Raw genomic sequence first — 21,473 nt, forward strand, 5'->3', positions numbered from 1 at the left:
TGATCTCTCTAATGAACAAAATCTTATATTTGTAAAACCTAATACATTTAAATAAACACAACAAAAGCATAAAACTCAAGATAAAGTTTTATGCTTAACGTTTCCTTGTATGGTATTAGTCTCTTATATCCTTTATTTGATAGTGAAGCAATTGTACATGACACTCTCAGGCGGGGCTAATATAATTTACCTAGGGTGATCTATATGAGATTGTCACGACTAACTTGCTCATAGGTTGCCTGCCCATCATTGAGTTTATCCCAAATTACAACCTCTTTCTTAGCTAAAGATTTTTTGACATCAATAATCCGCTGGTTGGCAGAACCCCTGAATTGCAGCATCAGATTTTTTTTAGTGATGTCAAAGCGTCCATCTACCAAAATATCGACCAAATGTAATAATTCAAGTTTATCAGCTGTTTCTAGCATAAGCTCTTCCCAAGTGTAGCCTGTCCATGACCAAATGTCCTTTTGGGGCAGCTCTTGGCGAATACGCTTAACTAAGGGTAAAAGAATACCTGTATTTAGAAAGGGTTCTCCACCCAGCAGGGTCAGCCCTTGGACATAGGGCTGAGATAAATCAGCCATTATTTGCTCTTCCAATTCTTGAGTATAGGGGATACCAGCCTTGAAAGACCAAGTAGCTGCATTATAGCAGCCCTCACAATGAAACATGCAACCGCTGACATAGAGGGAATTGCGTACGCCTTCTCCGTCAACAAAATTGAAGGCTTTATAATCAATGATACGTCCTTGGCTAAGCTCCTCTGATTTCCACTCCTGTGGTTTGGGATTATTCATCTTTTTTCTCCACTTCTATCCAATAGCGTTCAATCCCGCCTCTAATATCTTCTAGTTTTCCTCCATTAGCCAGCACAACTGCACGGCTAGCGGGATTGTTATCGTGACAGGTCACTAAAACTTGCTGTATATTTTTGACTTGACAGATATGTAAAGCCTTTGTCAACATAGTTTTTGCTATTCCCTTGTTACGCTGACTTGGTCTAACCCAATAACCAATATGACCACCTATCTGATGTAAATAATCGTTAAGACGCAGGCGTAAATTGAGAAAACCAAGAGCTAAGCCATTATTTTCAGCAAAGGCTACAAATTGGATCGACGGAACCCACCCCTCAGGTAGGTTTAAGCCTAATTCCGCATCTTGATTCTGTAATAGCCAGTCTTCATAGTCAAAGTTTTCTGACGGTGCCGACCAAAAGCTGCTATCATGCGAACTGCCTTCTCTTTCAAATTCTTCTATCATATCCAGAATATTTGCTTTATCTCCTAACGACGGGCGACGCAATTCCATAACCTTCTCCTTTTTTGTTTGGTAAGAAAGAGTCTGAGACAAAAGTCCAGACTCTTTAGTATTGTTCTAGATTTACGCAGTGATTGGCTTTCTGTAACTGGACATTTCTAGTTTTTAAGCGCTACCTCCAACAATTCGGGAAACTGTTGGAGGTTATATTATATCTAATACCATGAACGTGGTTCATCTTATCTCCACCCCAAAAGATCCCCAGATCTTTGGAGCTATGCAGCAGAGGTGGATTGAAATGCTCCAGCGTATTTTGAATCTGAGGATAGACTGCCAAGACCGCCACCTAAAAACAGGAAATCGGCAGAGATCAGAGTCTTAAAATGGGAGAGTGAAGAAAATCAGAATTGTGATTTTATCACGATTTACTGATTGAGTGCCTCTCTCCTTTTAATATTATCTATTCTTTCCAATCCTAGTTTGTTTTAAGAGCTCTCGAACACGCGCTTTTTGATCATTTTTAATATACATTGAATGCTTTTCGTGATAGCGGTTAACTTGTGCCCTTCCCTTATCATCCAATTGATACTTTCCCATCCTACTACCTCTTATCTAACCAACATATTGTATTAATCGTTATTGACTATTTGCAGCCAATCCCTTCTCATGCAAATAATATCGAACCAATTCATCAACAATTTCGTCAGGATGATGTCGGCGAATGTGGTTGCGAGCATTATTGTGACGAGGAACATAGGCTGGGTCTCCGCTGAGAATATAACCGACAATCTGGTTAACAGGATCATAACCAATCTCACTTAAAGACTGAGAGACTGTTATTAAATCATTGACCAACTCATTAGAGTCCTCATCTAAGTTAAAGAGAACTGTATCACCCACAAAATTTTTCTCTTCTGACATCCTTTCTCCTTCCGCTAAATTTTATCTCATTCTTTCCCAGGATTTTTTATAGTTGAACCATTCATATGCTTAACACGGGCTGAAATTTCCTTATGGCGCCCATTAACCATAGGACGTGCTTGAGGGTTGCCAAGATAACCACAAGTCCGTTTGACAACATCAACCGTCTTAGGGTCTGTATTTCCACAGTTGGGACACATAAAGCCACGTTCAGTCGGCGTAAAATCTCCCTCAAATCCGCATTCATAACATTTGTCAATCGGAGTATTAGTTCCTAGATAACCGACCTTATCATATGCGTAGTCCCACACAGCCTCAAGGGCCTTAGGATTTTGTTGCAAGACAGGATATTCACAATAGTGGATAAATCCACCACTAGCCCCTAGTTCAGGGTAATCCTTTTCAAAATCTAATTTTTCAAATGGTGTCGGATTCTTACGCACATCATAGTGGAAGGAGTTGGTGTAGTACTCCTTGTCCGTAATGTCCTTAACCTTGCCAAACTTCTCCGTATCTAAACGACAGAATCGGTCAGTTAGGCTCTCAGATGGTGTTGAATAGATAGAAAAATGGTAGTCATATTCATCTGACCAAGCTTCAACCATTTTCTTCATCTGGCGGATGATATCTTTTGTAAATTCCTTAGCCTCTGGATTGTTTTCCCATTCACCGCCATAGAAGACAGTAGCAACTTCGTAAAGACCAATATAGCCTAGAGAAACTGTTGCCCGACGATGTCTAAAGAGCGTATCAACATTGCCTGTTTTTGGCAGACGCTTACCAAAAGCCCCATATTGATAGAGGATAGGAGCATTAGCGGGGCTAGCTTCCTTTACGCGTTCAACGCGATAGACTAGGGCATCCTTAGCAATTTGCATGCGTTCAACAAAAAGTGACCAAAACTTCTCCTTATCACCATCGGATTCCATAGCGATACGTGGTAAATTAACTGTTACCACCCCAAGATTCATCCGTCCAGAGTTTACTTCCTGACCATTTTCATCTCTCCATCCCTGAAGGAAAGAGCGACATCCCATTGGTGCTTTAAAGGAAGCCGTCAAATCAATAATCTTATCATAGGATAAAACATCTGGGTACATACGCTTGGTTGCACATTCTAAGGCTAATTGTTTTATATCGTAATTTGGAGTATTAGGCTCTAAATTAAGTCCACGCTTGAGCGTAAAAATTAATTTAGGGAAAATGGCTGTTCGGTGTTCACTTCCTAAACCCTTAATTCGGATCTCTAAGATGGCCTTTTGAATTTCCCGTTCAAACCATGATGTTCCCAAACCAAAACCCAAAGAGGTAAAAGGAGTCTGTCCATTCGAGGTAAAGAGTGTGTTAATCTCATACTCCAAAGACTGCATGGCATCATAGATGTCCTTTTTTGTTTTGGCACGCGCATAATCTTCCCACTTATCCTCAGCAACCCACTTTTTAGCATCAGCCAAGTGCTTTTGATAATTAAGTTCAGCGTAAGGGGCTAAAAATTCATCAATCCGATCAGCTGTACAACCGCCATATTGACTGGAAGCCACATTGGCAATAATTTGGGAGATCTGGGCAGTTGCTGTCTGAATTGATTTGGGACTTTCAACATCAGCATTACCAATTTTAAAGCCGTTAGCCAGCATCCCCTTAAAGTCAATCAGGCAGCAGTTCGTCATAGGCGTGTAGGGGCTGTAATCCAAATCGTGGAAATGGATATCTCCCTTTTGGTGAGCGTTAGCAACATGAGGTGGCAGCATTTTCAAGCCAATCGATTTCCCCACAATACCGGCGGTCAAATCACGCTGTGTATTAAAAACGTCACTGTCTTTATTAGCATTTTCATTGACTACAGTTTGATCTTTGTTAAGCAAACGATCAATGGTGAAGTTGATGTCTGTCGCTTGTGAACGGGCGAAATCTCGTTTAGTACGGTAATTAATATATTCCTGCGCAATAGCATATTCATTAGCATTGAGCAATTCATGTTCAACGATACTTTGGATCTCATAAATTTTGACATCGGCTGTAAAACGATCGGCGATTTCTGCTACGATACGATCAGTAATACCCTTTAATTTCGTTTCCATCAAGGGAGACAGCTCTGAAACTTCTTGACTTGCCCGCAGTAAGGCCTGATAAATTTTATCACTGTCAAACTTTGTTCGACGGCCATCGCGTTTGATAACTGTAATTTCTGGATTTGTGATAACGAAGTTTTTTTCTAATGTGATCATTTTTCCACCTCGGTCTCCATTATAGCACAAGGCCAAAAAAAATCAATATGTTGTGGTGAGTTTTTTATTAAACCACAACATATTGATTTTGATAGCTGAAATTATTTCTTTTGATAAATCGTGAAATGACTGGCATCATCTAAGGATTTCTTATCGTAAGCCCCCTTAAGATTATGTAACACTTCTGACGGTAACTTTGCATCATCGTTAACAATAATATACTCAGCGCTGTCTTGAATCAGGTCATCGCTCAGTTTTTGGCTGTTGGCAGCATTAGCTATATTAACAGACGGTAGCGGAAATTGTGAAACCGACTGGCGAGCTGTCTCCAAATAAATTTTTGACGAGTGATCCCAGACATAGATCTGAGAGTCCTCACTTGTATTTTCCCTAAGATAATTAGCAATGCTACTGCGTTCGCGATTGAGTCCCAGGGAGGCGATCCCTAAGAAGATTGGTATACCTATCCCTACCACTATGACTAAGATGGGGAGCTGAAAATGCTTCCGAGCGAAGACCGCCCAGTAATTATCCTTGACCTCACGGCTGCGTTTACGCCGGTGGGCAGCATGGCTAGCCCGCCCCTCTTTTTTCCCATTTTCCATACCATCGTTAATTACCAAGGCTGTCAAAATCAGTCCAAAGGGTAGAGGTAACAGAAGTTGATAAAGGTAATAACTTTGTGAAAAAACTCCCATTAATAGAGTTAAAACTAGGGTAAGAAAAATAAGCCATTTAGGTATTTTGAATTTTGTTTCCTGGCTGCGGTGCCCAAAGAAACCAAACAGTCCCAAGAGTAGACCAGAAGCTGCTGCTATTAAAATTTGGTAGGGAAGGGTAATGAGTAAGGATTCCTTAGCAATAGCAAAGACAGTAAAATTATAGGTGAGGGCCTGATTGATATAATCCTCTAAATTTCCCATATTAAAGACAAAGTAGCCAACAGTATAATAAACCACAATAGCGCCAAAAATCATGCACAAAAGCTGATAAAAGCCTCTGGCAAAGTGACGTTGGCTAAAATTATAGAGACCGATAGCTACGAAAGACAGGATCCAGAAGATGAGACTGCGGGGTTCCAACAAGGCAGCGAGGGTCCCAAAAAATCCATAAATCACAAAGGCTTCATCATTGATATAGCCTGTAAAATACTTAGTCAAAAACCATAAAGCATTCAAGATGAAAGGAAAGGCCCATTGGATAGGGTAAAGATTGCCAAAACCGAATCCGAGATTGAGTAGATAAAAGACAAGGGTAAAGGTCATACCCATCCCAGACTTATCAGTCAAGAAACTAATAATTTTATAGAGGTAAATTCCTGACATATAAAAAGCCAAAAATTCTACCAACATCAACCACAGGCTAGATCCTAAAAGATAGCTGAGCGCAATAATTCCGTAAAAAAGGAAACCACCTGTCGCAAAAATATCTTGATAAGGAACATGTCCTTGGCTCATGATCTGTCCTGTATATAGGTTAGTGGTTTGGGCAGCATTCCCAAAGTCTGTCAGTAGAGGGTTGGCCACCGAGGTCAGAGCTAAAACCAAACTAAACAGAAGAATATAAAATCTGTGTGAGCCGCCTACCTCAACTTTATGAAAGGATGATTCTTCATGCGGTGTTTTTTCCTCAACTCCCTCGGGCTCACTCTTCCTGCGGCTGTATGTTGGAAGTTCTTCATCTCGTCTATAATCTGCCATCCGTTCTCCTCATTAAAATGATAAAGCTGATACGCTTGGTTTGTTAGATTTTTCTGTTTACATTATCCTCTCTAGTATATCAGAATTTAGTCTTTAGTCAATTTTCTAAGGATTATGCTATAGGTCAGAATCTCCTTGAAGCGGTGATGGGAACGTCTTAGGTAGCTCTCTAAAAATTCCTGTTCTTCGGGTGATAAATTTTCTTTCTTCATAAATAGAATCCTCTATCTATTTATTCGAAAAAGTCAAAGATATCTCTTATTAGGCTACATTAGAGTTTAGTTTAGCAAGATCCAAATAAAAAGAGCTGGAATGATGAAACCTGCTCCTCTACATTCTATTCTTCATCTAAAAAGCTGTTAAAGACTTCTTCTATCATGTCCCACTCAGCATTAGAGTCTTCCGGTATTGGCTGTAAATCTCCTTCTGTACCATCCTCATTCTCCGTGAACGAGTAAGCCTGAATTTCGATTTCTCCGTTATCGTCTTCCTGAGCGCCAGCTGGCACCAGCAATACATAGTTTTTGCCAAATTCTTCACGACCGTCAATAGTCAAAAGAATTTCAAATAAGGTCTCGTTTCCTTGCTCATCAACAAGGGTAATCACTTCATGATCATGGTTGTGTTCGTGTGCCATAATTCTTCTCTCCTCTTTATATAACTCCAAAAGTCCAGCAATTCCCAAATCAGAACTTGTATTGAAATGGCTTAACTTCAGAGATAACTTGCTAAAATAAACGATCTAAATAATTTTGCAAAATCAGCTGAGCGGCTAACTTATCAATAACTTTCTTACGCTTACCGCGGCTAACATCAGCCTGCTCTACCAACATACGCTCAGCTTGGACAGTCGTCAGTCGTTCGTCCTGATAATCAACAGGCAACTGAAAGAGCTCGGAGATTTTTTCTCCATAATTTCGGCTAGCTTCTACGCGTGGGCCGCTAGTATTGTTCATATTTTTAGGCAAGCCGACAACAAATTTCTCGACCCTATATTCCTTAATCAACTCACCTAAACGTTCAAAGCCAAATTCTTCTCTCTCTTCGTTTATCTGAATAATCTCAAGGCCTTGGGCTGTAAAACCAAGTGGATCACTAATCGCGACACCAACCGTTTTCGAGCCTACATCTAGTCCCATTATCCTCATTAAACGTCGATTCCATTTCCTTTAAGATAAAAGCGAACGAGCTCCTCGACAATTTCATCACGTTCATATTTGCGAATCTTATTACGAGCGTCATTATAACGAGGCACATAGGCAGGATCCCCACTTAATACGTAGCCAACGATTTGGTTAATCGGATTGTATCCTTTATCATTAAGTGAGCGATAGACAGCGGTCAAGGTATCACTAATTTCCTGCTTATTTCCATCATCTAAATTGAAACGAACGGTTTCATCTGTAAATCCCATACTTGCACCTTCTTTCTGAATGCCAACAACTTCCTGTTATTATACCTTATTTTCCTTATCTTTTCAATGAAAAGTCACTCTTTAAGCAGGGTCTACCTTGGTAGCACCGCGCTGGGCTAAATACAAGATGTACTCCAATGGTGTATTCTCTTTTGTCACATCGAGAAAGAAGCCCACATCGTCGAGAGAGTCACTATCAATACTTTTCATATCGATATTAATGTTAGCTTTTAGCTCATAATTATTTGTAATATCCAAGTTTACTGTTACACCTTTGGTATTTTTTAACTCTTGGATCGTGCTAGTTTTCTCCCATTCAGGAAGCACAGCACCCTTGACCTCATTCATATCCCTTCCTTGAGCCGCTTGCTTGATGTCTTCAGGCATAGGTTGTAAAACAGTGATCTTGATAGCTTTATACTCATCCCCATCATAATCAACAGTTTCAGTAACTGTTAGTTGTCCATCACTATCTGACACTTTAAACTGCATAGCCTTGGTTCCAGAAACTTTTTTTACCTTCTGAGAAGCTGAGCTCTTTTTAGCTGTCTTACCAATTTTATCAGAGTTCGAAGATGATTTCTCATTAAGACTGTTTGAGCAGGCCGCCAAACTTAAAACCAAAACCAGAGCTGTCAATGTCATATAAATTTTTCTTTTCATTTTTTCTCCTTATCTAAAGCACTAACATTAGTATTATAGCGTACTTTAAGACAAAAAAGAAGGGCGATTGCCCTCCTTTTCGATATTTTATTACAAGACAGCCCGCATGCGCGCCTGATTATTTTCAACCTCACGAATAGCACGCGGCAAGAAGGCGCGTATATCATCCTCCTTGTAACCAACTTGCAAACGCTTATCGTCAATTAAAATCGGACTCTTCAAAATACGTGGATTTTCTTGAATCAAATCAACCACCTGACTGAGGCTTAGCTCATCGATATCAAAATCGAGCGCTCTAGCATAGCGATTTTTAGATGAGACAATACTCTCAACTCCATCTTCCGTCTTGGACAAGATATTGAGAATTTCCTCTTTTGTTAATCCCTCTTTTCCGAGATTTTGTTCCTTGTATGGTAATTGGTGGTTATTTAACCAAGTTTTTGCTTTTTTACAGCTAGTACAGCTAGAAATTGTATAAATCTTAATCATGTCACTTCTCTCTTTCTATCACATGATAGTTACATTCTAGCACAGATATCCTAAACTGAACATAGGTCTTGCGACCTATTTTCAAATTGTCAACTAAAAAACTTCATTTTTTAATATTTTAAGCATTTGTTAAGGTGTTCGTCATATTTCAAGATATAATAGCACATAAAAGAAGCTGACCAATAAAAGCCAGCTTCTTGTTCCAATTACTTAATTCTTAAACATTATTCTTCGATTTCAATCGTATCTAGATCTAAGGATAGGTCCTCTGACTGATCTTTAGCCTCTTCCTGTTGAGGGGAGGCGGCAGTTTCTGCTTCGTCAGTATCGATCAGACCATATTTAATGCGGACCTGGCGGTCAATTTCCTCAAAAATTTCTGGATTATCTGCCAGATATTTTTTAGCATTTTCTGAACCTTGGCCAATCTTTTCACCATTATAAGAGTACCAAGCGCCAGATTTCTGGATGATATCCATATCCGTAGCAATCTTAACTAACTCGCCGGTTCGAGAAATCCCTTCGCCATACATAATTTCAACTTCCGCAACTTTGAATGGTGGGGCAACCTTATTTTTAACAACCTTAATCTTCGTTTCTTTACCAATACTGCTGTCCTTTTGTTCACCTGTTCCTTTAATTTGTGTATTACCGCGAACATCTAAACGGACAGAAGAGTAGAATTTGAGGGCACGGCCACCTGGTGTGGTTTCTGGATTACCAAACATGACACCGACTTTCTCACGGAGTTGGTTGATAAAGATGGCAATGGTTTTAGTTTTATTGATAGAAGCCGATAGCTTGCGCATAGCCTGACTCATCATACGAGCTTGCAGACCAACGTGGCTGTCACCGATATCACCATCAATTTCTGCACGCGGTACCAAGGCTGCGACAGAGTCTACTACAACCAAATCAACGGCCCCAGAATCAATCAGCTTACCTGCAATCTCTAAACCTTGTTCGCCAGAATCGGGCTGGGATAAGAGCAACTCATCGATATTAACTCCTAGAGCCGCGGCATAGCTGGGATCAAGGGCATGCTCAGCATCGATAAAAGCGGCAATTCCACCTTCTTTTTGAGCCTGAGCCACAGCATGAAGAGCTACGGTTGTCTTACCTGAGGATTCAGGACCATAGATTTCAATGATACGGCCTTTAGGATAACCGCCCGCTCCTAGGGCAATATCCAAGGCTAGGCTGCCAGAACTCATTACTTGAACCTTTTGCTCTGCTCGCTCACCTAGCTTCATAATCGCGCCTTTACCAAAATCTTTTTCAATATTTTTTAAGGCATCGTCTAAGGCCTTTTTGCGCTCATCACCGAATTTTTTAGTAACTTCTTCTGATTTCTTTGTTTTTTTCGCCAATTCTTTTCTCCTATTTTTCTAGTTAGCATTAGTTATTATACTAAATTTCCATCATTTAATAAAGCGTTTCGTACAAGATTAAAAGCGTGTAAAACTGCGATCTCGCGGACATCTGAGCGAGAGCGACCGCTGATTTTTAACTGACGCGATATAATTCCTTGTTGAGTAGATAAGCCGATAAAAACAGTACCCGCTGGATGGCCTTCTAGGCTGTCAGGACCTGCGACCCCAGTCAAAGAAACAGCAATATCTGCACCTGTTTGCCGACGAGCTCCCTGTGCCATCTGCTCAGCCGTAAAGGCGCTGACAACACCATGGGTGCGCAATTCAGATAAGGATAAGTCCAACATTCTAGCTTTTTCTTCTATACTATAGGTGATAAAACCACCATTGAAAACACTGGAGACCCCCGAAAATTCTGCTAAGGTCGATTGGAAGAGACCCGCAGTCAGGCTTTCAGCCGCTGTAATTGTCTTCCCCTTAGATCTGAGCAATTCAAAAACGACTTTAGGGAGTGAATTATCATCTCCATAGCCGTAAAAGTAGCTGGAAAGGGAGCGATTTTCCAAAGAGGTTGCCTTCAACAGCTGGCTTTCGAGAGCTTCTAGCTTTTGATCAGCTTCAGATTGTGTTTTAGCTTTGGTAGACAGACGAAGTGTAACTTCACCTGTTTTAGCATAGGGAGCTAGGGTAGGGTCCGTTTGATTTTTGATGAAATCATCAAGGACTGTAACCAGTTGACTCTCTCCAATACCAAAAAATCGGAGTACACGCGAAAAAAGCTGCTGGTGATCTTTATTGAGCAAGGGGATAAGCTGTTCCTGCACCATAGGCTTAAGCTCGCTCGGCGGGCCAGGTAGAACAATATATGTGGCTGCTTCCGCTTCTAACATCCCCCCTACAGCTAGGCCTGTCCTATTTTGCAAGGGATAGGATCCTTCAATAATCTGGGCCTGCCGCTCATTATTGGACGTCTGCAAAACTGCAGGGCGGGCAGCAAAAAAAGTATTAATCTTTTGTTTCGCTGTTTCATCAAAAATTAGGTCTCGCTTAAGAAATTTGGCTAAGGTTTGTTTGGTTAAATCATCTTCAGTAGGCCCCAGGCCGCCGCAAAGCACAACCATATCGCTGCGCTGGCTGGCTAAATCAATAACTGATAAAAGTCGCTCTTCATTATCACCGACAGCTGTCTGAAAATAAACATCAATTCCCAACTCTGCAAATTTTTCCGACAAAAATTGGGCATTGGTGTTGACAATCTGGCCCGTTAAAATCTCCGTTCCGACCGCAATAATTTCTGCTTTCATGATGTCACCCACTTATCTATTCGTAAATTCATTTTAATTTTAACAAAAAAAACAGACCAGCGGGCTCTTTTTTCACGGGTTTAAAAATAGGTGAATGACACAGGGAGTTTTCAATTGTCAGACGGGCTGCCGAAAACAGGAAATAGGTCAACAAATAACTCACTTTGTCAATCTAGCCATTATTATATTTCTCGATACCAGCGAGGCTACATGAAACTCTTTTCGCCTGTAAAGCAAGAAGAACCTCAGTCAGTACATTACTGATTTATAGTGATTCTATCAGGAGTTGCATAAAATATCACAACTTGTATTGATTGAGTTTACAGTTAACTCTTGACTTTAGCCTTCGAAAACTGTATTATTTCCATATTACAAAATAGGAGATTTTATATGAGTTCATTAGAATTGCAAAATATTCATAAATCCTACTACCTTGGCAGAGAGGAATTCCCTGTCTTAAAGGGGATCAACCTTTCCTTTGATCAAGGGGATTTTATCAGCATATTAGGAGAATCTGGAGGGGGAAAAACCACCTTGATGAATATTATTGGAGGGCTGGATCGCAAATATTCTGGAGAGGTCCTGGTCAATGGCGAGCGTCAAAAGGACAAGCGTGAGAAAGCTATGGATGAGTATCGCCGTCAGACAATCGGCTTTATTTTTCAATCCTTCAATCTAGTGAATTACCTCAATGTTCTGGATAATGTCCTTACTAGCCTAAAAATGACAAAACTGTCTCATAAAGAACAGCTGGCACATGCTGAAAAACTTTTGAAGCAGGTTGGTCTTTACGAACATCGTAAGAAAAAGCCAGCTCAACTCTCTGGAGGACAAAAACAAAGGGTCGCTATCGCACGCGCGCTTGCCAGCAACCCTGAAATAATTATTGCTGATGAGCCGACAGGAGCTTTGGATAGCAAGAATACCAAGGAAGTTCTGGCTATTTTGCAAGACATTGCCAAGTCAGGAAAAACAGTTATCGTCGTCACCCACTCACAAGAAGTAGCTAATGCAGGGACACGTATTGTCTCGCTGACTGACGGACAGGTTACAGACGACCAACGCTTACGAGAGCCTTTTTCAACGCAGAAAGAGCAGGCAGAACTGGAGTCTAAAGCACTAACAAGAACTGCCAGCTGGAAGATGGCTTGGGCACATTTTAAAAATGCTTGGAAGCAAAATTTGATTATTACTATCGGAATGGCGATCGGACTTTTTTCAGTCATGTTCTTCCTCGGTTTAGGGAACGGAGCCAGAAATTACATGGATAGTTTTATCGGTGATATTGCTAATCCCAAGGCCTTCCAAGTAACGCTAAAGGATGTAGATGCTGCTACTAGTACAGGAGTGAGCGCGGCTGATAAGAAAAAAATAAGCAAGGTAGATCATGTTACAAAGACTGAGTACGGCTACTATGCCGCCACCTTCAACCTATCTTATCAAGGTAAGACGGTACAATCTAACATCTTACAGAGCGCTAATGCTACTATCCCTAAAGAGACTATTTCTAACAAAAAAATGCCTAAGGGGAATGAAATCGTCATTGATAAGGCTTATGCTAAGAAAAACATCAATAAAGATACTAAAAAAGCCATTGGTAAAACCGTTACTTTGAGCATCACAGCTCTAGGAGAGAACAGACAGCCCGTCACTATCACCAAGGATTATAAAGTAGTTGGTACCTCAGATCAAATGACCGTTGTCTCCTATCACAGTTTAAAAGAAGCAGCTGCAAAACAAAAGGCCCAACTCAATCCTAACTTTATAACAGCCAGCGTGGATAACCTCAATCATACTAAAACTGCTCAAAGTACAATCAAGGGGATGAAAAAAGATGGTAAAGCTCTTTACGGTATCACTGGTATCGGTGAAACCCTTGATTCTATCCGAGAAATCACCTACATTGTCGGTGTCGTCCTTGCTTTGATTGCCGGTATCTCACTTCTAGTTAGCATTCTCATGATTGTAGCGACAACTTATATGAGTGTGACTGAACGTACCAAGGAAATCGGTGTGCTGCGAGCTATGGGAGCTAGACGTAAGGACATTCGGCGACTCTTTGTTAATGAGAGCCTGCTTTTAGGACTCTCAGCTAATATCCTTGCTATTGTGACAGCACTCTTAGTACAAACTTTGGTCAATAAACTCGTCTACTCAACTATTAAATTTGACATTATTCAGGTTTCTTTGACTACTACTATTGGAACCGTCAGCATCGGTTTGCTTATTGCTCTTATTGCTAGCTTGGCCCCATCAGGTAAGGCAGCTCGCCTCAACCCTATTGATGCACTCGCTTCAGAATAGAAAATGGAACAGAAATCAATAATTCGAAGAATTTGATTTCGTTGTCCCACCTCCAACAGTTCCCCAAACTGTTGGAGCTATCACTTGGGTGGTAATTAAACAGTCCAGTGGACTGTTTAAGGGGGCGCCTAAAGATAGGAAAGCGCCCCAAGATAAGGATATCTGACTAACCACTGCGTCAAACTGTTATAACTCAAATAATTATGGAGGCAGGTCTTTTGTCCCAGTCCCTTTCTACGAGCTGAAAAAATGACGAACGAGTGGCAAGTCTGGTGGAGTGTTTTATCCCGATCCTTGAAATTAAAAGGCTAGGCGGGCAAACCTGCTTGATCTTAGGGGAGACTGCAAAAAATAAACTGTAGCCATAGACCTTATAAAAGCACCGCCTGAGCGGTGCTTTTATTTGACTTGGGTATTAGGATTCCAGTCGCAATCCATTTCGTGGTCATTAATCAAGCCAGCAGCTTGCAAAAAAGAATAAACCGCAACCGGACCGACAAATTTAAAGCCCTGTTTTTTCAGTTCTTTGGATACCTGTTCAGACAAGAGGGTTTTAGCTGGTGCTTGGCGATAATCTTCAACATGGTTATTGATGGTGTGATGGTCAATGAAAGACCAAATATAAGCATCAAAAGAACCATAGATCTCTTGAATCTGACGAAAAGCTTGAGCATTGGCACGAGTAGCGTAAATTTTTAAACGATTGCGGACAACCGCAGGATTCTGCAAAATATCTTCCAATTCAGCATCACTCATGGCCGCAACGGTATCGATCTGGTAATCGTGAAAAGCCTCCTTGAAAGCTGTCCGTTTATTTAGGATGGTTTCCCAAGAAAGGCCTGCTTGATAAGTCTCCAAGCAGAGCAGCTCAAAAAGGGCTCGCTCATCATGTAGAGGACGCCCCCATTCTTTATCATGATAGTCAACATACAAAGGGTTAGTCATCTTAACCCAACCGCAGCGCTTGGTCATATTAGTCTCCTTTTATAGTTATAAGGGCTGATTGAACAGCTTAGTATCTTGTGTCATTAACTTGGTTTAAAAACAGGGATGGGGCTGATTTATTAATACTCAAAAATCCTTTTTGTATGCGTTTGTCGTCGTTTAGCGGCATTGATCAAAAGATAAAGCGCCTTGCGCGCAAACTTATAATATTAGTCTTCTATTTGACTCTTTTGTGGCGCTCCTAATATCTTGTTATTTCATTAACATTTTGAGAGCCTGCTTGATATAATTCTCAGCTGTCTCACTAGTGCCTTCAAAAAAGGCTCGAATTTTTTTAAGTTCGCTAGCCTTATAGCCTAAAGCTAAAAGAGCCTCCATGGCTTCATCGAGAGCTTGATTAGCTGATGATGGTGCCGATTTGACTGCAATTCCGCCAGTTTGTGGAAGGTCTACAAATTTGCCTGCCAAGTCCAAGACCATTTGCTGAGCGGTCTTTTTACCGATTTTAGGAAACTTGGTGAGATACTTGATATCGCTGTTCTCAATGGCTGTTACTAGACCTTCATTATCATTAACAGCAACGATGGCTAGGGCGGTTGTCGGACCGATCCCTGAAACGGAAATCAATTTAAGAAAAACATCTTTCTCATCTTCATTGTGAAAACCATAGAACAGCTGAGCATCCTCACGAACTACGTGATGGAGAAAGATTTGAACTGACTGATTCATCTGATTAGAAAAAGAGTAAGGATTGGCAACATTGATCATATAACCGATGCCGCCTGTTTCGACTACTATATAAGTTGCTGTAATTTTGGTCAGCTGACCTTTGAGGTAATCGTACATGTTTAGTACCTTTCTGGATAGATATTTTTCTATAAAATTTTACCAAAAGGAGTCTGAGCAAAAACTCGTCCCATCCTCATGTTTTTGAACAAACTCTTTACGCGGTGGGGAAGATTAGATCCGCTACTTTTATCAACAATCTTCAACTATTTCTCAAACAGTTGAAAGAAATTCTTTGCACAAGACCAAAGTGTAGACTTTAACATCTGGGAGGCTGCCTGAGGTACGACCCCTGAAACAAGAGGGTGAAGTAGATATTAGGAATTAAGCCCTTCTCGATCACCGACTAAAACACAGGAGAGGAACTAAAATTAAAGCGATTTGGGCCGAGCTATTCCTTTATTTGGTCTAGTATTTTCCCAGTTCTCGTAAGCTAGTGTGATTTTCTTGAATACGGCGGAACATTTTTTCCATATCCGACTTGGTAAAGTTGACAAGAACTGGACGTCCATGCGGGCAGTTATAAGGATTTTTACACTGGGCTAGCTGAACAAGGAGGTTCCTTGCTGAGTAGTCATCCAAGGCGTGATTGGCTTTGATTGAGCGTTTACAGCTCATCATAATAGCTAGTTCAGCACGATAGTCCTTAACTGAAACCTGATCTGTCAGCAAAAGCATATCACACATCTCATAGACACCCGATTCAATTTCCTCTTCCTTCATCCAGATTGGGTGCTCCCGCAGGATAAAAGTATTGTGCCCATAGGGCTCCAGATTGATACCAACCTCATTGAGCAGAGAACTTTTTTCCTGTAAATTGATAAAATCATCAGCCATAAACTCAAAAAGGTAGGGAACAAGCAACTGCTGTAAAGAACTGTCAACCTCTCCGATTTTTTCTCGGTAATACTCATATTTAACGCGCTCTTGAGCCGCATGCTGGTCAATGATATAGAGACCGTCATTACCTTGGGCAAAGAGATAGGTGCCCTGCATCTGTCCAAAATAGTCCAACTCAGGAAATTGGGAGGTTTCTTCGTTTTCTAAGCGATTGAGTAGACGTTTGGTTTGAGATTTTTTGGAAAAATCAATATCTGGATGCTCATGATCATCTTCTAAGTCTGTCTGACGCTGAGCTAGCTTAACGGCAGATGATTCAGTAGCTTCAGATGCCTGCTTGTCAGGTCTGTCAACTTGTTTGACATTACTAATTTCTTCAGGAGCACGTGTCTCAGCAACTTGATTATCATTCTTAATGAAGAAATCTTGAGCTTCCTTATCGTAATAAAGATTAGTCCGCTTGAGGGGCAGGCTGGTCTGAACTGGAACTTGGCTTCGGCGGACACTTGACTTAGCTAAATTTTCTAAGGCATCTGGTATTAGATCTTGTTCTCTCAAGCTCTCTGCAATCGCATCTTTTATCAACTGCATCAGTTCTTTTTCTTTTGAAATGCGTACCTCCTGCTTAGTTGGGTGAACATTGACATCTGCTAGATAAGGATCAATTTGAATATCAATGACGGCAAGAGGAAAACGACCAACCATAAGTTTGGAACCGTAACCATCTAAGATGGCACGATTAAGGAGAAAATTTTTGATATAACGGCCATTAATTAAAATCGTAATATAGTTGCGGTTAGCCCGTGTCAATTCGGGCAGGCTGACATAGCCCGAAACCTCAAAATCCAGATCAGACGCTGAAATTTCCACCATCTTTTTGGCTGTGTTAAGACCATAGATACCTGCGATGGCTTGTCGCAAATCACCTGTCCCCGCAGTTTTGGTCAGCTCTCGACCATCATTAATCAGACTAAAGGCAATCTCTGGATGGGCCAGACTCTGACGGTTGACCACATCCACAATATGGCCCAACTCCGCTTGCAGTGATTTCATGTACTTTAGGCGAGCGGGTGTATTGAAGAAGAGGTCTTCCACTGTGATTTTGGTTCCAACGGGTGTACTGATTGGTTCTTGCGACACAATATCCCCACCCTTAGCGACTAATAAGGTTCCATATTTTGCACCTGCAGCCGCAGTTTTGAGACTTATATTACTAATAGAAGCTATCGAGGGTAGAGCCTCTCCACGAAAACCCAAGGTTCTGATGCGGAAGAGATCAGCTTGATTTTTAATTTTACTAGTTGCGTGGCGACGCAAACTCAAGGGTACATCTTCCCCTTCAATCCCCTGACCATTATCTGTTACCTGAATTTTTTTTAAGCCGGATTCTTCAATTTCGATGGTAATTTGTGTACTACCTGCATCAATAGCGTTTTCTATCAATTCTTTAACAACACTGCTGGGACGCTCAACCACTTCACCAGCTGCAATCTGATTGGCCAGAACCTCAGGTAATTCTATAATTTTTGACATAAAATCCTCACTTTGTGCAATTGTTCAAGTCGCCGGCTGATAGGGGCTTAGGAATTATACTAGTTTTTTGAGTTCATAAAGAGCATTCATGGCTTCCATTGGGGTCATATTGACCACATCAATCTCTCTTAACGCTTGAAGGAGCTGGCTATCACTTCCTGACTCCTCAAACAGGGATACCTGATGAGGTATCGGCTCTTCCTTGACAGTCTTGTCAAGGCTGTCAACTCTGGATTGCTCCTCTATTAGATCGACCGAGTGAGCTTCTAGGTCTGCTAAAATATGATCAGCCCGCTCCAATAAAGCCTTCGGAAGACCAGCTATCTTAGCAACATGGATACCATAAGACTTATCAGCCGGCCCATCAGTAATTTTATGCAAGAAGGTGACATCCCCGTCCTTTTCCAGAGTAGATACATGCACATTGACAAGATGTGGCAAGCTAGTTGACAGATCTGTCAACTCATGATAATGAGTTGCAAATAAAGTTTTGGCCCCAACTTCATTGTGAATATACTCAATAATCGACTGGGCGAGAGCCATCCCATCATAGGTCGCTGTTCCTCGGCCCAGTTCATCAAAAAGGATGAGTGAACGGGCGCTTGCTCTTTGAATAGCTGTATTAGCTTCCATCATTTCCACCATAAAGGTTGACTGACCTGAAATCAGATCATCTGCAGCACCAATACGGGTGTAGATAGCATCAAAAATCGGCAGATTAGCTGACTGGGAGGAAACAAAGGCACCAATTTGTGCCATGACAACAATCAAGGCTAACTGGCGCATATAGGTCGATTTACCGCTCATATTAGGCCCTGTAATGAGCTGGATCATAGTCTCTTGATCTAATTGAATCGTATTAGGGATGTATTCCTGACTGCCCATTACCTTTTCGACGGCGGCATGGCGGCCTTCTTGGATATTAATTACACCATCGGTATTGAAAACAGGGCGGACATAGTGATTGATTTCAGCTACAGTCGCAAGGCTCTGGAGGACATCAACGGTGGCGATGTTTTTGGCTAAATCCTGCAGTCGTTGGATATACTTTTCAACTTGATTGCGGATACTAATAAAAATATCATATTCTAAATCAGCGGATTGTTCCCGTGCTTCCAGCATGTCGCCCTCTATTTTGGCTAATTCCGCCGTACCAAAACGCTCCGAATTTTTCAGTGTGGCCTTACGAAAGAAATGTTCTGGAACCAGAGATAGGTTAGAATTGGTCACATGAAAATAATAGCCATCCTTGCGATTATAATCAATTTTGAGGGTAGTAATGCCGCTGGCTTCCCTCTCTTTGGCCTCGATTTCAGCAATCCACCGAGTACCTTCGCGCATGACCTGACGGTAGTGGTCGAGGCGCTCGTCGAACCCCGCTTTGATAATACTGCCTTCTGTAATCGTTGCTGAAGCATCTGGATCAATCGCTGCATCAATAAGAGTGGACAGATCTGGCAATGCGTCAATATCAGCATTTAAGGCGGCTAGTTCTGGACTATCAAACTCTGTTAGAATTGCCTTGATTCGAGGGACCTGCGCAAGAGTTTGACCTAGCTGCAACAAATCCTTGGGATTGGCCTTACCAAATGAAACACGGCTGGCTAGCCGCTCAATATCATATACCCCCTTGAGGCTGTCGGTTAAATCACTGCGTTCAAAGAAATGGTCAAGAAAGGTTTGAACAATCTCCTGACGTTCTAAAATGCGCTCTGGACTGACTAAGGGACGGTCTATCCAGGTGCGCAAGAGCCGCATCCCCATAGCAGTCTTTGTCTCGTCCAAAAGCCAGAACAGACTCCCATGCTTCTTGCCAGTTCGAGCGTTTTCTAGTAAATCCAGACTCGTTTTAGTTGCGTAGGACATCTGTAAAAAGTCCTTGATTTCATAGTGAATCAAGGTTTGCAGATGACTGAGTTCACGTTTTTGCGTCGTGTGCACATACTGCAAAAGCTTGCCTGCCGCTTGAGCCTCTACAGCTGACAAGTCACTACCAATGAGATGAACGTCATCATAAACTTGAAATTCCGGTGATAGCAACAGGTTCATCTGTTTGGTTAGGATTTCCTCTTGTCTTTGATCGAGTTCATAGCCAACTACTATTTCACGCGCCTTGAGATTCTGAACTTCACTGCGAACAGCTGTAAAATCGCTCAGGCTGGTGGCGTAAAACTCTCCAGTTGCAACATCCATATAAGATAGCCCATAGCTACCACTAAGATAATCAACCGCTACCAAAAAATTATTGGCACTGTCAGGCTTAGTCGAGTCAACTACCGTTCCAGGAGTGATAACTTGTACTACCTCGCGTTTAACAACACCGACAGCCTGCTTGGGGTCTTCCATCTGCTCAGCAATAGCCACCTTGTAACCCAAATCAACAAGGACATCGATGTATTGCTGGGCTGAATGGTAGGGGACTCCTGCCATGGGAATGGGGGTATCCGCATTTTTATTACGACTGGTTAAACTAATCTCCAAAATCTGAGCCGCTTTGATGGCATCATCGTAGAATAGTTCATAAAAATCTCCCATCCTAAAAAGCAAAAAAGCATCCGGATAGGATTCTTTGATGTCTAAATACTGCTGCATACCGGGAGAAATTTTATCTTTTGCCATTCCCTAATTCCTCATTTATCTTTTCTTCTATACTGCTGGTGACATATTGCAGAAGATCACTAGCATCCTGCATTTTTTCACGATAATCCTGAACCAGTGGGAGCTGAGCTAATTCTTGTTCCAACTGATCAGCTGTCTGCCCTGACTGGTTGGCCGCCCGTCTTTTTTCTAGTTTTTCAAAAAGCACGGCCTCCTGCTGGTAAGCCTTCATGGCATGAGCTTGTTTACGGAGTTCTGGCAGTTGTTCCACCTTATTTTGAACAGCATGAAAAGCTTGGACACTTTCATGCTGAGCTAACAATCTTTGTAAAGCCTTAGTGGCCTCTTCTAAATTTGCCATCAGCTTAACTCATCTTCAATAGCCTTGGCCCTGTCCTCGTCTTGGCAAATAACAAGGAGGGTATCTGCTCCTGCAACCGTTCCTAAAATATCACTGCGTTTCTCTTGGTCAATAATATTGGCCAGAACATCTGCCTCGCCTAGCTCTGTCTTTAAGACTAGGATAAAACCAGCTCTGGAAAGATGCTTAAGATAATCTTGAACCGCATCAGCTAGATGAGAGAACTCATCTGTGGAGAGACTGTAGTAGAGCTTGCCTGAGTCATCGCGGCGCTTCAAAAGGCCAATCTCCCGCAAATCCCGCGACAGGGTCGCCTGAGTCACCGCAATTCCTTGCTTAGCGAGACTGTCTTTGATCTCTTCCTGTGTTCCGACGCGCTCTTCTTGGATAATCATTTTAATCTTGTGTTGACGTTCTGTTTTATTCATTGTTTTTTTCTGTTATCTCCCAATTTATACCTTAAGTATTATAACAAAAAGAGCTATATTTTTCATTAGTTTCAGTATAGCCGAGCGATATCAGAATGTGCCAAATCAGCTAATGCTCTGTGATGGATTTATAAAAATGAGGCCGAGACAAAAAGTCCTCAACCTCATTCTATAAACTAATGATAACGGCTTGACACAGGGTTCTTGGGGCACTTCCTAATTTTTAGACTAAAACTATAGCAACCCCCAGTCTGCGATAGTTCAAACACTATCTTAGGCTGGTTGAGATGAGTAGAGACGAAGGAAGCTATCATGATTGGTTG

21 protein-coding genes are annotated in these 21,473 nt (G+C 41.5%); 1 reads left to right on the plus strand and 20 read right to left on the minus strand.

From position 1 onward, the window contains the following. Positions 1–200 precede the first annotated feature (200 nt). From nrdG to ACVR1G_RS07655, 14 genes are all read right to left on the minus strand, one after another. On the minus strand, positions 201–800 hold the full coding sequence (gene nrdG / locus ACVR1G_RS07590) for an anaerobic ribonucleoside-triphosphate reductase activating protein (RefSeq protein ID WP_447452577.1): 600 nt from the start codon (positions 798–800) through the stop codon (positions 201–203). Beyond that, complete coding sequence (locus ACVR1G_RS07595) at positions 793–1,314, minus strand: GNAT family N-acetyltransferase (RefSeq protein WP_447452578.1); 522 nt, start codon at positions 1,312–1,314, stop codon at positions 793–795. The genes nrdG and ACVR1G_RS07595 overlap by 8 nt, the downstream gene beginning before the upstream one ends. A gap of 405 nt (positions 1,315–1,719) precedes the next feature. After that, positions 1,720–1,860, minus strand: a complete 141-nt coding sequence (locus ACVR1G_RS07600) for a hypothetical protein (protein WP_447452579.1) — start codon at positions 1,858–1,860, stop codon at positions 1,720–1,722. A 39-nt stretch (positions 1,861–1,899) separates the two neighbouring features. After that, positions 1,900–2,184 carry an IreB family regulatory phosphoprotein gene (locus ACVR1G_RS07605; RefSeq protein WP_447452580.1) on the minus strand — a complete coding sequence of 95 codons (285 nt, stop codon included), beginning with the start codon at positions 2,182–2,184 and terminating at the stop codon, positions 1,900–1,902. A gap of 26 nt (positions 2,185–2,210) precedes the next feature. After that, positions 2,211–4,412, minus strand: coding sequence for an anaerobic ribonucleoside-triphosphate reductase (gene nrdD / locus ACVR1G_RS07610; RefSeq protein ID WP_447452581.1), 2,202 nt, complete (start codon positions 4,410–4,412; stop codon positions 2,211–2,213). Between the two features lie 101 nt (positions 4,413–4,513). Continuing rightward, complete coding sequence (locus ACVR1G_RS07615) at positions 4,514–6,112, minus strand: glycosyltransferase family protein (RefSeq protein ID WP_447452582.1); 1,599 nt, start codon at positions 6,110–6,112, stop codon at positions 4,514–4,516. 86 nt (positions 6,113–6,198) lie between these two features. Then, positions 6,199–6,324: a hypothetical protein gene (locus ACVR1G_RS07620; protein WP_447452583.1), complete on the minus strand. Its 126-nt coding sequence runs from the start codon at positions 6,322–6,324 to the stop codon at positions 6,199–6,201. A gap of 125 nt (positions 6,325–6,449) precedes the next feature. Next, on the minus strand, positions 6,450–6,749 hold the full coding sequence (locus tag ACVR1G_RS07625; protein WP_447452584.1) for a DUF1292 domain-containing protein: 300 nt from the start codon (positions 6,747–6,749) through the stop codon (positions 6,450–6,452). A 91-nt stretch (positions 6,750–6,840) separates the two neighbouring features. Then, positions 6,841–7,260, minus strand: a complete 420-nt coding sequence (gene ruvX / locus ACVR1G_RS07630) for a Holliday junction resolvase RuvX (protein ID WP_447452585.1) — start codon at positions 7,258–7,260, stop codon at positions 6,841–6,843. Beyond that, positions 7,260–7,526 carry an IreB family regulatory phosphoprotein gene (locus ACVR1G_RS07635; RefSeq protein ID WP_447452586.1) on the minus strand — a complete coding sequence of 89 codons (267 nt, stop codon included), beginning with the start codon at positions 7,524–7,526 and terminating at the stop codon, positions 7,260–7,262. Before ACVR1G_RS07635 ends, ruvX begins: the two co-directional genes overlap by 1 nt. Positions 7,527–7,607: 81 nt before the next feature. Then, positions 7,608–8,189, minus strand: coding sequence for an SP0191 family lipoprotein (locus tag ACVR1G_RS07640; protein ID WP_447452587.1), 582 nt, complete (start codon positions 8,187–8,189; stop codon positions 7,608–7,610). 90 nt (positions 8,190–8,279) lie between these two features. Continuing rightward, positions 8,280–8,678 (minus strand): transcriptional regulator Spx, encoded by a 399-nt coding sequence (gene spx, locus ACVR1G_RS07645; protein WP_447452588.1) that lies wholly within the window; start codon positions 8,676–8,678, stop codon positions 8,280–8,282. Between the two features lie 224 nt (positions 8,679–8,902). Then, positions 8,903–10,048, minus strand: coding sequence for a recombinase RecA (recA, locus tag ACVR1G_RS07650; protein WP_447452589.1), 1,146 nt, complete (start codon positions 10,046–10,048; stop codon positions 8,903–8,905). 35 nt (positions 10,049–10,083) lie between these two features. Continuing rightward, positions 10,084–11,355 carry a competence/damage-inducible protein A gene (locus tag ACVR1G_RS07655; protein ID WP_447452590.1) on the minus strand — a complete coding sequence of 424 codons (1,272 nt, stop codon included), beginning with the start codon at positions 11,353–11,355 and terminating at the stop codon, positions 10,084–10,086. 390 nt (positions 11,356–11,745) lie between these two features. Between ACVR1G_RS07655 and ACVR1G_RS07660 the strand changes: the two genes are divergently transcribed. Then, positions 11,746–13,659, plus strand: coding sequence for an ABC transporter ATP-binding protein/permease (locus ACVR1G_RS07660; RefSeq protein ID WP_447452591.1), 1,914 nt, complete (start codon positions 11,746–11,748; stop codon positions 13,657–13,659). A 399-nt stretch (positions 13,660–14,058) separates the two neighbouring features. Here the strand turns inward: ACVR1G_RS07660 and ACVR1G_RS07665 are convergent, their stop codons facing one another. The 6 genes from ACVR1G_RS07665 to argR form a co-directional block, all read right to left on the minus strand. Next, positions 14,059–14,631 (minus strand): DNA-3-methyladenine glycosylase I, encoded by a 573-nt coding sequence (locus ACVR1G_RS07665; protein WP_447452592.1) that lies wholly within the window; start codon positions 14,629–14,631, stop codon positions 14,059–14,061. A 225-nt stretch (positions 14,632–14,856) separates the two neighbouring features. Next, positions 14,857–15,450 carry a Holliday junction branch migration protein RuvA gene (ruvA, locus tag ACVR1G_RS07670; protein ID WP_447452593.1) on the minus strand — a complete coding sequence of 198 codons (594 nt, stop codon included), beginning with the start codon at positions 15,448–15,450 and terminating at the stop codon, positions 14,857–14,859. Between the two features lie 348 nt (positions 15,451–15,798). Continuing rightward, the gene (gene mutL / locus ACVR1G_RS07675; RefSeq protein ID WP_447452594.1) at positions 15,799–17,763 is read right to left on the minus strand and encodes a DNA mismatch repair endonuclease MutL; all 1,965 of its coding nucleotides are present in this window, start codon (positions 17,761–17,763) and stop codon (positions 15,799–15,801) included. A 54-nt stretch (positions 17,764–17,817) separates the two neighbouring features. After that, complete coding sequence (gene mutS / locus ACVR1G_RS07680; RefSeq protein WP_447452595.1) at positions 17,818–20,382, minus strand: DNA mismatch repair protein MutS; 2,565 nt, start codon at positions 20,380–20,382, stop codon at positions 17,818–17,820. Next, positions 20,369–20,722 carry a YlbF family regulator gene (locus ACVR1G_RS07685; RefSeq protein ID WP_447452596.1) on the minus strand — a complete coding sequence of 118 codons (354 nt, stop codon included), beginning with the start codon at positions 20,720–20,722 and terminating at the stop codon, positions 20,369–20,371. The genes mutS and ACVR1G_RS07685 overlap by 14 nt, the downstream gene beginning before the upstream one ends. Continuing rightward, the gene (gene argR / locus ACVR1G_RS07690) at positions 20,722–21,150 is read right to left on the minus strand and encodes an arginine repressor (RefSeq protein WP_447452597.1); all 429 of its coding nucleotides are present in this window, start codon (positions 21,148–21,150) and stop codon (positions 20,722–20,724) included. Before argR ends, ACVR1G_RS07685 begins: the two co-directional genes overlap by 1 nt. Positions 21,151–21,473 lie beyond the last annotated feature (323 nt).

Source organism: Streptococcus dentasini (assembly GCF_053206945.1).